The sequence below is a fragment of the Enterococcus timonensis genome (assembly GCF_900104595.1).
Taxonomy (GTDB): Bacteria; Bacillota; Bacilli; order Lactobacillales; family Enterococcaceae; genus Enterococcus_J; species Enterococcus_J timonensis.
Map to the genome: position 1 here is coordinate 136,213 of NZ_FNVY01000004.1, position 12,889 is coordinate 149,101.

The following is a 12,889-nucleotide window of genomic DNA, read 5'->3' on the forward strand; positions in this document are numbered from 1 at the left end:
AGGGAAAAAGACAATCCCCATCAATAATCAAAAAGCGATTATCAACGGGGATTTCTATTTTCCTACGCCCTTAAGCGCAAAAAATTGCCCCTATTTTTTCAAGTTGTTGTTTTCCATGACGGCGTCGATTAGGCCGTAATCTTTGGCTTGTTGGGCGGTCATGTAGTTGTCGCGGTCGGTATCTTTTTCGATAACTTCTAGCGGTTGGCCAGTTTGTTCAGCCAAAATTTTATTCAAACGTTCCCGTGTTTCTAAAATATGTTTGGCAGCAATTTCAATTTCGGCTGCTTGACCTTGGGCACCGCCCATTGGTTGGTGAATCATAATTTCAGCATTTGGCAAGGCGAACCGTTTCCCTTTGGCACCGGCTGTGAGTAAGAAGCTTCCCATCGAAGCGGCCATGCCAAGTACGATCGTTTGGACATCGGCTTTAATAAAATTCATCGTGTCAAAAATCGCCAGACCGGCTGAAACTGAACCACCTGGTGAGTTGATGTACAAGAAAATATCTTTTTCAGAATCTTGAGCATCTAAGAATAATAATTGGGCAATCAAACTGTTGGCCACATCATCGTCGATGGCACCAGACAGCATAATAATCCGATCTTTTAATAGGCGCGAATAAATATCATAAGCCCGTTCGCCGCGGGAAGACTGTTCAATGACTGTGGGAATTAAATTCATAAGTTTTTCCTCCTAATGTTCAACTGACTTCTTAGCTATTTTAGCATAAAAAGAAATCATCTACGAAAAAAGTATACTGAATTGGTCAAGAAAGGTCAAATTATTTGCGCTGAGAATTCATTTTGTCGTAAGCTATTTTATACAAGCAGATTATAGTAAGTAAAAAGTTTGTAAAGTATCTATCATAGTGTATACTTTGCTTGGGGTGATTAGAATGGAAAAAATCGATACAATTAAAAAATGGGGAAACGGAAATGCCATACGAATCACAAAAGATTTGCTACTTGTGGCCCAATTTTCGGAATCTGAACCGATTGAAATCACAGCAACAAAAGGACAAATTGTTATTGTCAAACGAAATAGGAAAACGGTGCAAGAACTACTAGAAGATTATGATGGTTTCTATGAACCAAATAAAGAAGGTCAAGAATGGTTGGATATGAAACCGGTGGGAGAAGAAATTAAATGAAAAATTATTCTCCCGAAATTGGCGATATTATTTTGATGGATTTCAGTCCATCATTAGGCCATGAACAAAAAGGAAGGCGACCAGGGTTAATTGTTAGCAGCAATATCTTATCCAAAACTTCTACATTTGCTTGGATCATTCCCATCAGCTCGGGTCCGTTTGAATATCCGCTTCATGTAAAATTGGATAATCGAACCAAAACTTCCGGAACGATTTACGTGGAACGGCTGACGTCCATTGATTATAAAGCAAGAAATGTCCTATTTTTGGAGAAATTACCCAATGATTTGTTAGAAGAAGTTTTATTAAGAATACACGAGATGACGCAAGTATAGTCAATCTAGAATTCTAAATTTTTTCCGAGAGGACGTGAAGAAAACGAAAAAAGTGGGTCGTAAAGCAAAAGTTGGTATTGGCTTAGGGATTGCATTTGCCATCGTTATTGGGATTTCAATTGTAGCTGCCAACAACAATCATCAAAGTGCTGTGAAAAAATATCAAGCGCAACTGACGCAAGAGACGCAGCGCTTAAGCGGGCTAAAACAAGAGGTGGACAAATTATATCTTAATGATCAAAAAGATTTTTTAGCTCAAGAGGTCACTGGCGAAAAATTAACAGCTATGGAAATGAAAATCAATCAAAATTTTGCTATCCAGGACAAATACGCTAAAGATTCGCAAGTAGGGCAAGCAACAGCTGAAATGGCCAACTTAAAAAATGAACTGCAAGCTGATTTTTTGGTCATTAATTTAAAATACAACTTTCAAGAAAAAGCCAATAGTGGTTTTGAAAAAGAGGTTCTTTTAAGTGATGCCTATAATCCAGAGATTGCGGTAAAAGGCGACAACGATGAAAGTTTCTTCACGACACTTAAAGAAGATTTTTCGAATGATTTTCCAGTAGAAAATGATGCTTGGGTGTCTTCCATGAACAAAATTATTGCCAATGGAGAAACGCAACTGGCTGATCTAACGACGGCTCAAGAGAAAGTTTCCGCTCTATTAATCGGTGATAAAGCTAAAGAAAATGTGAACCGTGCTAGCTACGACGAGGCCAACGAACTTTTAGGCAAGGTGAAAGATAGCGCCACAAAAACAAAACTTGTGAATCATTTGAAAATTGTTTTAGCCAAAGTGGATCAAGTAGAAAAAGAATTATCTAAGTCTCAAGCTGAAAAAAAGGCGCTAGAACTAGGCGGCGTGGTGGCCGAAAATCCGGACGGGACTTTTACAGTGAAAGTAGTGGACGGCAGTGAATATTTGGCTGACAAAAATGGGAATATCACGCAAACTGTTGTCGCCAAAGTTCCAGAAGAACCGACGCCGACAACGCCACCGGTTTCAAATCCCAATCAACCGACTGAAACAGAAATTCCATACGCCCTTATTCCTTATACAGGCTTTGGCGAATTATTTTATGATTTTGGTCAGGCCGCCACCACCGCTCAGGAACGAATCGACAAATGGCACGAAAGTTACTACGGTTCAGCGAGTTACACGATCGTTCCAGAACAGTGGAGCGACGGAACAAAAAGGTATTATTTGGAAATCACTTATAAAAAATATTAAAAATCTAGCGGCGGGTTGGCAGATTTTGCTTGGCTTTTTTAAAAAATCGGCAAAAAACGCAAAATAAAATAAATTATCGAAAGTCATGTATAATAAGGATAAGTGATTTTGGCAATCATTACTTGAAGAAAATTAGAGGTGAAGTAGATGGAAAATGTGTCTTGGATTATTACAGGTGGAGCAGGGTTAGCGGGTGTTGTTGTTGGTGCACTCTTAGTTTTAGCGGCGATAAAATCTCAACGAAAATGGCAAGAGCGCCAAGAAAATAAAAAAGAAGAGATGAAAAGAGTCACTGAAGAAATTGATGTTTTACTTTTGCTGAACAAAAAAATCAATGAAATTTTGATGAAACGAAATTTGCTTTTGCCAAAATATGTTAGTTTCGATGCTTTTGACGACTGTTTTATTACAATTGACGATTATGTCTATTTGCAAAGTTTCGCGGCCCAAAATCATTTTTTGCTGCCTAATTATTTGGTGGAAGAATTTTTCAAAAATATTGCGGTGCGGCAAGTGGTATTATCACCCGAAGAAACGACTGATATCGGGGGCTACACGTATAAAGGTGGCCGGCTACTGGTGGAACAATTTTCCGACAACTTAATCTCAATTATTGAAGATCGCAAAATTCAATTAAAAAAAATGAAAAATAATGACGTGAAATAAAGTTAAAAAAAGTTTTGAAAAAATGTACGGAAAAAAGTACGAAAAAAAATTACCGTAAAATAGCAACCAGTTAAGGAGGCATTTATTGCTTCCTTTTTTAATTAAAAAAATTGGCATTGGACTAAAACTAAAGTCCAACGCCAATTCTTTTAATCATTCTTTTTATTCTTCTTTTAATTCTTCTTCGTAAACATTGGCTTCAATTTCTGCCCGTTGTTTTTGTAAAAATGGTGGCAAGGCAAAGCTTTCGCCTAATGTTTCTAGCGGTTCGTCAATGGTGAACCCTGGTTGTAAAGTGGCAAATTCCACCCGATTGCCGCCGGGTTCGCGAATATATAAGCTCTTGAAATAGCCGCGAGAAATCATTTTTTCAATATTCCAGCCTTGCTCTTTAGCCTTGTCATGGAGCGCTCTTAAGGCTTCGTCGTCTTTAACGGCAAAGGCCACGTGATCCATTGAGCCGCGACCCATATGACTTTTTTCATCAGAATTACTTTGAGTAATCGTAATAAATTCTGTCTCGTTAAAAATAATTTTATCGCCAGTCATCTTCCAGCCGAGCAATTTTTCAAAAAAGTCAGCAGTTTGCACTACATCAGGTACGTGAAATTCAGTCGAGGCTAGTCCGATGATTTGTTTGTCTTGCGGAATATCGGTGTGAGTGGCGACTTTTTCATCAGTTAAAGGGGGCAAAGTTGTTTCATTTAAAAAGACTTTCACATTATCTTCATCGAAAAATTGTAAAGTATGGTTATTTTTTTCAAAAGAAATGCCGGCGTCATTTAAACGATTTTCCCAAAAACTTAGGGAGTTTACTGGAAGTTTTAAGCCAATCGTTTGTAACGAATTTTTATTATCTTGGCGCGCACCAAGGCGCGGGACGACAAAAAAAGTCACCACTGAACCGGGACTGCCTGTGTAATCACCATAATACCAGTGGAGCATGCGGTGGTTATCTTGATTGACGGTATTTTTAACAAAACGGAGACCTAAAAGTTCCGTATAAAAGTTTTTATTGTCGTTAGCGTAGCGAGTTAAAAGTGAAACGTGATGAAATGCATTCATTACAAAACCTTCTTTCGATTTATTACTTACTAAAAATAAGTATAATAGCTGAAGGAAATTTCGTCAACTATTTGTGTTTGCCTAAAATTCTGGTGTACAATAAGGCAAGATTATAGAAAATGTGGCAAGATTTTAGAAAAGAGGAGAATCATGTTAAGCACGGAAGATTTTGATTTTAATTTACCTGAAGAACTTATTGCGCAAACGCCATTGGAAGATCGCTCCAGCTCGCGCCTGTTGGTCTTAGATCACAAAACGGGCGAAGTTACCGATCAACATTTTACCCAAATTATTGACCAATTAAATCCAGGCGATGCGCTAGTCATGAATAATACCCGCGTTCTGCCGGCACGATTGTACGGCGTAAAACCGGACACTGGCGGACATTTGGAAGTGTTGCTTTTAAATAATACCAACGGCGACACTTGGGAAACATTAATTAAACCGGCCAAACGGGCCAAAGTTGGCACCGAAATTGATTTTGGCGAAGGAAAATTAAAAGCGGTCGTTACAGAAGAATTAGAACACGGCGGCCGAATGATTGAATTTTCTTATGACGGCATCTTTTTAGAAATTCTTGAATCACTTGGCGAAATGCCGTTACCTCCATACATTAAAGAACATTTGGAAGATCCCGAACGCTATCAAACTGTTTACGCCAAGGAAAATGGATCCGCCGCTGCTCCCACAGCCGGTTTGCATTTTACAAAAGAATTATTAGCCCAAATCGAAAATAAAGGCGTTCATCTTGTGTATTTAACTTTGCACGTCGGTCTTGGCACTTTCCGACCAGTCTCAGTGGAAAATATCGCCGAACACCACATGCACTCTGAATTTTATAACTTAAGTGAAGAAAGTGCGCAAAAATTAAATGAAGTTCGGGCTAGTGGTGGCCGAATTGTCGCTGTTGGAACGACTTCGATTCGGACGTTAGAAACGATTGGCACGAAATTTGATGGAAAAATTCAAGCCGACAGTGGTTGGACGGAAATTTTCATTAAACCAGGGTATCAATTTAAAGTTGTCGATGCTTTTTCCACGAATTTTCATTTGCCAAAATCAACTTTAGTGATGCTGGTGTCGGCCTTTGCTGGTCGGGAAAATGTTTTAAATGCTTATCAACACGCCATTGACGAACGTTATCGCTTCTTTAGTTTCGGCGATGCGATGTTTGTTAAATAAAAAATTTGCACAATTGACTAGCGAAAGGAGGGCTACGACATGATTACCGCCAAAGATAATCCAAAAATCAAGCAGCTGAAAAAACTGCATTTACGGAAAAATCGCACGAAATTTCAACAATATATCATTGAAGGCTTTCATTTAGTGGAAGAAGCTCATTTTGCTCAGGCCAAAATTGAAGAAATTTATGTGACGGAAGATTTTTTACAAATAGCACCTGCTTGGCTCAGCGATTATTCTGTGCAAATTGTGGCAGAAAATATTTTACAACTGGCCTCACAATTACCCACAACACCAGGGATCATTGCTTTAGTTAAAAAAAATCCACCAGCAACAATCGCAACTCTTTCTGGTGGATTTTTATTGTTGGACCGCATTCAAGATCCTGGTAATCTCGGCACGATGATTCGCTCAGCCGATGCCTTTGGTTTGTCTGGCGTTGTGTTAGGTTCAGGGACGGTTGATTTATATGATCAAAAAGTGCTCCGGGCACTGCAAGGCTCACTTTATCATTTGCCAATTTTTGAAGGGGATTTGAACACTTGGATCCAAAAAGCCCAAGGACAAAATATTCCAGTTTACGGCACAGAATTGAATGAACAAGCGATTCCTTTGCGAAAAGTTGTCCCGACAGAAAATTTTCTAGTAATCTTAGGCAATGAAGGTCAAGGAGTGGACGAGGCGCTGTTAAAACAAACGAATGAAAATATTTATATCGAAATGAATGGCCAAGCCGAATCATTAAATGTTGGGGTAGCTTGCGGTATTGTTTTATATCATTTGTGTCAAAAGTTTTAAGAATCAGTAAAACTCACAAGAAATTTTTTTAATCCCTAGGTTTTTGAAAATTGCCGTGCTATACTTGCGGAGTTGACAGTTTGTATTATAAAATTCTAGCCAGCCAAAAGGGGAACACTGAATGACAAAAAATTGGGAAAATGATGCAGAATACTGCGCTTTAGTTGAGGATTTACTAGCAACACCAGAAGTCCAAAAACTTGCTAATTATAAACAACATATTCACTCGAATCGTTTGGAACATTCTATTTCCGTTTCTTACCGTTCTTATTTATGGGCCAAAAAATGGCACGTGGATGCCAGTGCTTGTGGTCGGGCGGGGTTGTTGCACGATTTATTTTACTACGATTGGCACACTACCAAGTTTGATGAAGGCAGTCATGCCTACATGCATCCACGGATTGCTTGTAAAAATGCGGAAAAAATTACTACATTAAACAAAGTTGAAAAAGATATTATTATTAAACATATGTGGGGCGCCACTTTGGCCATGCCTCGGTATAAAGAAAGCTACATTGTGACGCTGGTGGACAAATATTGCGCCATTCAAGAATCAATGGCACCATTTAGCCAAAATCTGCGCAAAAAATGGCACCATATGTTTGCTAAACAAAGTGTTTAAATAAAATCATTTAAATTTAAGAAAAGTTGTGCTAAAAAGAATCTTTCTTTTAACATGGCTTTTTTTGTTTGGGCAAAAATTGAATTATGCTATAATGGAAAAGTTGAAAACATCAAGGAGGTAAGGCATGGAAGGAATACTAGGTGTTTGGAAAGAAGCTGGCATGACAAGCTTTGATGTCGTTTTTAAATTACGAAAAATTTTACATATGAAAAAAATTGGCCACGCCGGCACATTGGATCCCGAAGTTTCTGGGGTGTTGCCGATTTGTTTAGGGACCGCCACAAAAATGGTAGAATTTCTGCAAGATTCCGGGAAAATTTACACCGGTTCAGTGACATTAGGAAGTACCACGACTACCGAAGATGCTCAAGGAGAAGTCGTTGAAGAATTATTTTTGACAGAAAAACAAGTTCCAGTGGAAGACGTAATCGATGAAGCTATGCGTTCATTTCTCGGAGAAATCACGCAAATTCCACCTATGTATTCGGCAGTAAAAGTCAACGGTCGCCGTTTATATGAATACGCCCGGGCCGGAGAAACGGTGGAGCGCCCGCAACGTAAAGCACAAATTACTGAATTTGTCCGGACCAGTCCATTACGTTACGATGCTGAAAAAGGAACCGTAACTTTTGATTTTCGCGTGCAGTGCGGCAAAGGAACTTACGTGCGCACTTTGGCTGTAGACTTAGGCGCTAAGCTGGGATTTCCTAGTCATATGAGCGCACTAGTTCGCCAAATGGCTGGCGGAATTACTAAAGAAAATTGTTTAACCCTTGATGAAATTCGCGAAAAAATGGCCGATGACACGTTAGCCTCGCATTTACTGCCGTTTGAATTTGCCTTAAAAGATTTTCCAAGGCAAAATATCTCGCCGGAAATTTTTGCAAAAATTAAAAATGGCGCTGTTTTGACAAATCAAGAATTGAACACGTCAGAAGAAGTGCTGGCTTTATTTTACCAAGATCAATTAATGAGTTTGTATCATCGTCACCCTGAAAAAAAAGGATATTATAAACCACTGAAAGTATTTAGAACGGAGTTGTCCTCTTGAAAATCATTCATTTGCACCATCCATATCAAAAGTCAGAAATCCCTGACGGTCCTGTTGTCTTAGTGCTAGGTTTTTTTGACGGACTGCATCGGGGCCATCAAAAAGTTATTGACGCCGGTCGCACTGAGGCTAAAGAAAAAAATGTGCCGCTAGCTTTAATGACTTTTAATCAACATCCTTCCATCGTTTTCCAAAAATTAAATCGCGAGATTACGCAATATTTAACAAATTTACCAGAAAAAGAGCGGCTCCTAGCTGATTTTGGAATCGATATATTATATGTGGTGGAATTTACATCGGCCTTTGCCGCTTTGCCGCCGCAACAATTTGTCGATGATTATTTAGTCGGACTCCATGCGCAAAGTGTGGTGACTGGTTTTGATTACACGTACGGACCAAAAAATATTGCCGACGTGGACCATTTGCCAGATTATAGTCAAGGTCGTTTTAAAATGATTACAGTCCCAAGTCTTGATGAAGAAGGAAAAAAAGTCAGTTCCACCCGGATTCGTGCCGATTTAGCTCAAGGGGCGATGGATGAAGTGACCGAATTATTAGGTCGGCCGTATCAAGTGCGGGGAATCGTGGTTCATGGCGATGCTCGCGGCCGTTTGTTAGGTTATCCTACAGCGAATTTAGAAATTGAAAAAGATGTTCGTTTGCCAATGGAAGGCGTGTACGTCACTAAAATTTTTGTTAACGATCAGTGGTATGAGGCGATGACTTCAGTAGGTCACAACGATACTTTTGGTGAAGGACGTAAGCTGACCGTGGAGGCAAATATTTTAAATTTTGCCGGCGATATTTACGGCGAACAAGTTTTGTTGGAATTTTACCATCTGATTCGCAAACAAGTTAAATTTAATTCAGCCGATGAATTAATTGAACAATTGGCCGCCGATGCTGTAGTCACGCAAAAATATTTTGGATAATAAAAAAGACACAAACAAAAAGGAGAAATTTTTGTTTGCGTCTTTTTTTTTGATCTTTGACAACCTTGCTTTACGGTGTCTCAAAGGCAACTGCTAGGAAAATAGATAAAACTTCCGGCGAATGTTCCATTCGTCCTCAGTTTTCCTAATTTTCTACGCAGTTAAGCGCCTTTTCGACAACCTTGTTTATTGTGTTAGTTCTAGTAATTTTTGTTTTAACTGGTCTTCCATTTGGGCTAGTTGGCCTTCTGCGTCGCGGCGTTTGGTTTTGCCTTCTTGTTGGATGCGCAACGTTTCTTGAATAGTTTCCACGAGATCGTCTTGGGTTTTTTGCAAGGTTTCGATATCGACAATGCCGCGTTCGTTTTCTTTGGCAGTTTCAATAGCAGAAATTTTTAGCATCTCAGAATTTTTCTTCAAAAGTTCATTAGTCGTCTCAGATACTTGGCGTTGGGCAGTGACGGCGTCTTTTTGGCGCAGTAAAGTCAAAGCAATCACCACTTGGTTTTTCCAAAGGGGAATCGCCGTATTAATCGAAGCCTGAATTTTTTCAGCCAGCGCTTGGTTGGTATTTTGAATGAGGCGAATTTGTGGTGCTTGTTGAATAGTAATTTCGCGCGCCAATTTTAAATCGTAAGTTCGTTTGTCGAGGCGATCTAAAAATTGTGTATAGTCATTAGCGATTTGAACATCCATTTGGTCGCCAGATTGTTGGGCTTTTTGCATCGCTTGGGGAATAATTGTCGTTTGGAGTTCTTCCATTTTTAATTCGCCCGCGGCAATGTAAATATTTAAAGCATCGAAATAATCTTTATTTTTATGATAAAGTTGCTCCAACATCAGATTATCTTTCAAAAGACCATCTTTTTCGTGGTCGAGTTTGACGGCGATTTTATCTATTTGAGCGCCGACTTTTTGATATTTGGCAGTCACTTCATAAATACTTTGCTTCACTTTGCCGAAAACACGTTTGAAAATATTATTTTCTTGGGCCCGTAATTCTTCGGGGTCGGCGGCGTTCAGCTGGTACATCAGTTCATTTAATGAATCGCCAACTGGTCCGATGTCTTGAATTTGGACGGCGTTAAGCATCGTTTGGGAAAATTCGCTCAGTTTTTCTTGAGCGATGGCCCCGTAACTTAAGACTGCCTGGGCGTCACTTGTATCGATTTTTCCGGCTAATTCCCGAGCTTGTTGTTGATAGTCGGCTGGTAATTTGTCAAAAACGCGGGGGGCTGTTTTTTGAGCTTTTAAGGCGTTAATTTCTGTTTGTTGGGTGGAAGTTAGGGCGTCCACCGGTGTTTGGTAAGGGCTATTTAATAAATCGTCTAACGTGTTGTTAGCTGTTGTGGCGGGTTTATTATTATCCATAAAGATCTCCTCTTTATTAATTTTTTTTGAAAATTATTTTTTCTCGGAGCTATTTTTTTCTAAACTTTGCTTAGCAATGGAAATTTCTACATCTAAATCATCTAGATCATCAGACACTAAAAATTGGTAATCTTTTAGGATTAGTTGGGCTACTTGCTCAATAATTTGTGTTGTTTCGGCCAGTGATTCATAGGTTTCTTTGTCTTTAATCGGGCGACTAGAAATTTCTAAGAATTTATCCGTCAACCCGACTAGATTTGGCAAATGGGTGTATAAAAAGTGATTGGCAATATGCAACTTTTGCGGATCTTTAACAATTTGTTGGAAAATACTTTTAGAAGCTTTGACCGTTTGATGCCGTAAGTCAATGGCTTTTAACTTGGCCGAACCATTGATATTTTTCTCCAAATGCAAAATAGCTAATTTTGTTTGGGCCATTGTTTCTCTGAAAAATTCAATATCTTCTTTTTGCAATCCTTCTTCTTGATAGTGGGATAATTTTTTAGCGGTCAGTTGCGGCAAATCGGCTGGTGTTTCCGGGGCGCGTTTGAACAAAGAAATCACCACAGCGACAATCCCTAAAACCATAGCGATTCTTAATAACGAATTGTCCACTTGAAACAAGATACCGACTAATACTAAAAGTAATCCAATTTTCATGAATAAATTTTTTTTCAAATGTTCCAACCTTCCTTCCTTCCTAACCCTCTTTTATTTTAGCATAGTCAATGATTTTTGCGGTCGGTCTAAAGTTGGATTTTAGATTCTTACAAAATTCATTAAAAAAGCACGAATTACTTTTTCATTTCGCCAAAAATCTGCTAGAATAAAGGCCAGTAGGAAGGATGTATATAATGCTAGAAGATGATTTAATGTTACAAATGGAAGAAAAAACAATCAAACGAGAAACTATTTTTAAAGGAAAAATGATTGATCTTTATTTAGATACTGTCGCCTTACCTGCAGGAGGCACAGCGACGCGGGAACTGGTTTTCCATCCGGGGGCCGTGGCGATTGTGGCCATTAACGACGAGGATCGGATTATTTTAGTGAAGCAATTTCGCAAACCAGTGGAGCAAATTTTATTAGAAATTCCCGCTGGTAAAATAGATGACCGTGACCACGATTCACCAGAAGAAACAGCTTTGCGGGAATTGGAAGAGGAAACAGGATTTACAACGGATCATTTGGAATTGGTGAGTGCAGGCTTTATGTCACCAGGTTTTTCAAATGAACGCTTATGGATTTATTTTACCGACCGATTGCAAAAAGTCGAGCATCCACGCCCCCAAGACGACGATGAAGTGTTGGCTGTTTCCACTTATTCATTAGAAGAAATACTAGAATTAATGGCTGCTGGTGAAATTGTCGACGCCAAAACGGTGATTGGCTTGCAATACTGGCAATTGAAAAAACAGAAAGGATGATCAAATGACCGAAAGTCGAAAATCCCGGAAAAATATGCGAGATGCGCCAGACAATCGAGAAGATATCCAACTTTCTAAAAAAGATGTGGCCAAAGTTCAGCGTGCGCTAGCCAAAGTTGAAGCGCAAGAAAATCGACAAATTGATAAAAAATATGAAAAAATTGAAAAGAATAGGCCGACGATTAAAAAGTCTCGTTTTCAACAACAAGAGAACAGTCGCAAAAGAAACCATTCATTAAATGTAGCAATTGCGGTGGTGGTTGTTTTACTAGCTGTGTTGGTGTATTTAGTTTTCAATTGGTAAGGAGATCCTGGTGAAAATTGGAATTATCGGCGCAATGGCCGAAGAAATTTTATTATTGCAAGAAACGTTGCAAGATGTTGCTACAATCGATGTGTTAGGTCGGAATTATTTTACCGGTCAATATTTGCAACATGAAATTATTTTTGTCGAATCTGGGATTGGCAAAGTGATGTCCGCGGTAACGACAACGATTTTAGTAGAAAAATTTGGCGCAGAATTAATTATTAATACCGGTTCTGCCGGCGGAATCGGAGCAGGTCTACAAGTCGGTGACGTGGTAATTGCTGAAAAATTGGCCTACTTTGATGCCGATGTGACGGGATTTGGTTATGCTTATGGGCAAATGCCCGGCCAACCGCTTTACTACGAGACGGCGCAAAATATTTTGCAAAAAGCTCAAATAGCCGCCAAAGCAGTAGGACAAAATGTTCGCTCTGGTTTAATTGTCACCGGCGATTCTTTTGTAGATCATCCAGAAAAAATTACGGTCATTCAAAAACATTTTCCCGAAGCTTTAGCTTGTGAAATGGAAGGAGCCGCCATAGCGCAAGCGGCTAGTTCTTTGCATGTGCCTCATTTGGTGATTCGGGCCATTAGTGACACCGCCGACCACGAGGCAACCGTCAGCTTTGACGAATTTATTATCACAGCGGGGAAAAAATCTGCTACCATGGTCTTAACTTTGCTAGGGGAACTTTAAAAATTTTATTTTTAATGAAAATGGAGATGCTGGCTAAAATTTTGGC

At 39.3% G+C, this 12,889-nt stretch carries 16 protein-coding genes; 12 read left to right on the forward strand and 4 right to left on the reverse strand.

The genetic code is table 11. The features are described from left to right. Positions 1-90: 90 nt before the first annotated feature. Positions 91-684 carry an ATP-dependent Clp endopeptidase proteolytic subunit ClpP gene (clpP, locus tag BQ5341_RS05175; RefSeq protein WP_071130977.1) on the reverse strand — a complete coding sequence of 198 codons (594 nt, stop codon included), beginning with the start codon at positions 682-684 and terminating at the stop codon, positions 91-93. A 214-nt stretch (positions 685-898) separates the two neighbouring features. Between clpP and BQ5341_RS05180 the strand changes: the two genes are divergently transcribed. From BQ5341_RS05180 to BQ5341_RS05195, 4 genes are all read left to right on the forward strand, one after another. Beyond that, on the forward strand, positions 899-1,153 hold the full coding sequence (locus tag BQ5341_RS05180) for an AbrB/MazE/SpoVT family DNA-binding domain-containing protein (protein ID WP_071130978.1): 255 nt from the start codon (positions 899-901) through the stop codon (positions 1,151-1,153). Then, positions 1,150-1,488 carry a type II toxin-antitoxin system PemK/MazF family toxin gene (locus BQ5341_RS05185; protein ID WP_071130979.1) on the forward strand — a complete coding sequence of 113 codons (339 nt, stop codon included), beginning with the start codon at positions 1,150-1,152 and terminating at the stop codon, positions 1,486-1,488. Before BQ5341_RS05180 ends, BQ5341_RS05185 begins: the two co-directional genes overlap by 4 nt. 34 nt (positions 1,489-1,522) lie before the next feature. Continuing rightward, a complete protein-coding gene (locus tag BQ5341_RS05190) occupies positions 1,523-2,722 on the forward strand; it encodes a hypothetical protein (protein ID WP_071130980.1) in 1,200 nt (399 codons plus the stop codon). A gap of 165 nt (positions 2,723-2,887) precedes the next feature. Then, positions 2,888-3,388 (forward strand): hypothetical protein, encoded by a 501-nt coding sequence (locus BQ5341_RS05195; RefSeq protein WP_407920134.1) that lies wholly within the window; start codon positions 2,888-2,890, stop codon positions 3,386-3,388. 162 nt (positions 3,389-3,550) lie between these two features. On the opposite strand, the gene BQ5341_RS05200 is transcribed toward BQ5341_RS05195, so the two are convergent. Then, a complete protein-coding gene (locus tag BQ5341_RS05200; RefSeq protein ID WP_071130982.1) occupies positions 3,551-4,453 on the reverse strand; it encodes a VOC family protein in 903 nt (300 codons plus the stop codon). Positions 4,454-4,603: 150 nt separating this feature from the next. Between BQ5341_RS05200 and queA the strand changes: the two genes are divergently transcribed. The 5 genes from queA (at position 4,604) to ribF (ending at position 9,041) form a co-directional block, all read left to right on the forward strand. Next, positions 4,604-5,635 carry a tRNA preQ1(34) S-adenosylmethionine ribosyltransferase-isomerase QueA gene (queA, locus tag BQ5341_RS05205; protein WP_071130983.1) on the forward strand — a complete coding sequence of 344 codons (1,032 nt, stop codon included), beginning with the start codon at positions 4,604-4,606 and terminating at the stop codon, positions 5,633-5,635. Between the two features lie 39 nt (positions 5,636-5,674). Then, positions 5,675-6,433 (forward strand): TrmH family RNA methyltransferase, encoded by a 759-nt coding sequence (locus BQ5341_RS05210; protein ID WP_071130984.1) that lies wholly within the window; start codon positions 5,675-5,677, stop codon positions 6,431-6,433. Between the two features lie 121 nt (positions 6,434-6,554). Then, positions 6,555-7,055 carry an HD domain-containing protein gene (locus BQ5341_RS05215; protein ID WP_071130985.1) on the forward strand — a complete coding sequence of 167 codons (501 nt, stop codon included), beginning with the start codon at positions 6,555-6,557 and terminating at the stop codon, positions 7,053-7,055. A 127-nt stretch (positions 7,056-7,182) separates the two neighbouring features. Continuing rightward, positions 7,183-8,109: a tRNA pseudouridine(55) synthase TruB gene (gene truB / locus BQ5341_RS05220; RefSeq protein ID WP_071130986.1), complete on the forward strand. Its 927-nt coding sequence runs from the start codon at positions 7,183-7,185 to the stop codon at positions 8,107-8,109. Then, the gene (gene ribF, locus BQ5341_RS05225) at positions 8,106-9,041 is read left to right on the forward strand and encodes a riboflavin biosynthesis protein RibF (RefSeq protein WP_071130987.1); all 936 of its coding nucleotides are present in this window, start codon (positions 8,106-8,108) and stop codon (positions 9,039-9,041) included. The genes truB and ribF overlap by 4 nt, the downstream gene beginning before the upstream one ends. Before the next feature lie 186 nt (positions 9,042-9,227). Here the strand turns inward: ribF and BQ5341_RS05230 are convergent, their stop codons facing one another. Next, on the reverse strand, positions 9,228-10,412 hold the full coding sequence (locus BQ5341_RS05230) for a toxic anion resistance protein (RefSeq protein WP_071130988.1): 1,185 nt from the start codon (positions 10,410-10,412) through the stop codon (positions 9,228-9,230). A gap of 33 nt (positions 10,413-10,445) precedes the next feature. Further along, the gene (locus tag BQ5341_RS05235; RefSeq protein WP_235836372.1) at positions 10,446-11,090 is read right to left on the reverse strand and encodes a 5-bromo-4-chloroindolyl phosphate hydrolysis family protein; all 645 of its coding nucleotides are present in this window, start codon (positions 11,088-11,090) and stop codon (positions 10,446-10,448) included. A gap of 176 nt (positions 11,091-11,266) precedes the next feature. Between BQ5341_RS05235 and BQ5341_RS05240 the strand changes: the two genes are divergently transcribed. From BQ5341_RS05240 to BQ5341_RS05250, 3 genes are read left to right on the forward strand one after another with little or no spacing between them, the layout of a single operon-like run. After that, positions 11,267-11,839, forward strand: coding sequence for an NUDIX hydrolase (locus BQ5341_RS05240; RefSeq protein ID WP_106396177.1), 573 nt, complete (start codon positions 11,267-11,269; stop codon positions 11,837-11,839). Positions 11,840-11,843: 4 nt separating this feature from the next. Next, the gene (locus tag BQ5341_RS05245) at positions 11,844-12,143 is read left to right on the forward strand and encodes a guided entry of tail-anchored proteins factor 1 (RefSeq protein WP_071130989.1); all 300 of its coding nucleotides are present in this window, start codon (positions 11,844-11,846) and stop codon (positions 12,141-12,143) included. A 10-nt stretch (positions 12,144-12,153) separates the two neighbouring features. Next, on the forward strand, positions 12,154-12,843 hold the full coding sequence (locus BQ5341_RS05250) for a 5'-methylthioadenosine/adenosylhomocysteine nucleosidase (RefSeq protein WP_071130990.1): 690 nt from the start codon (positions 12,154-12,156) through the stop codon (positions 12,841-12,843). The last annotated feature ends 46 nt before the right edge of the window (positions 12,844-12,889 follow it).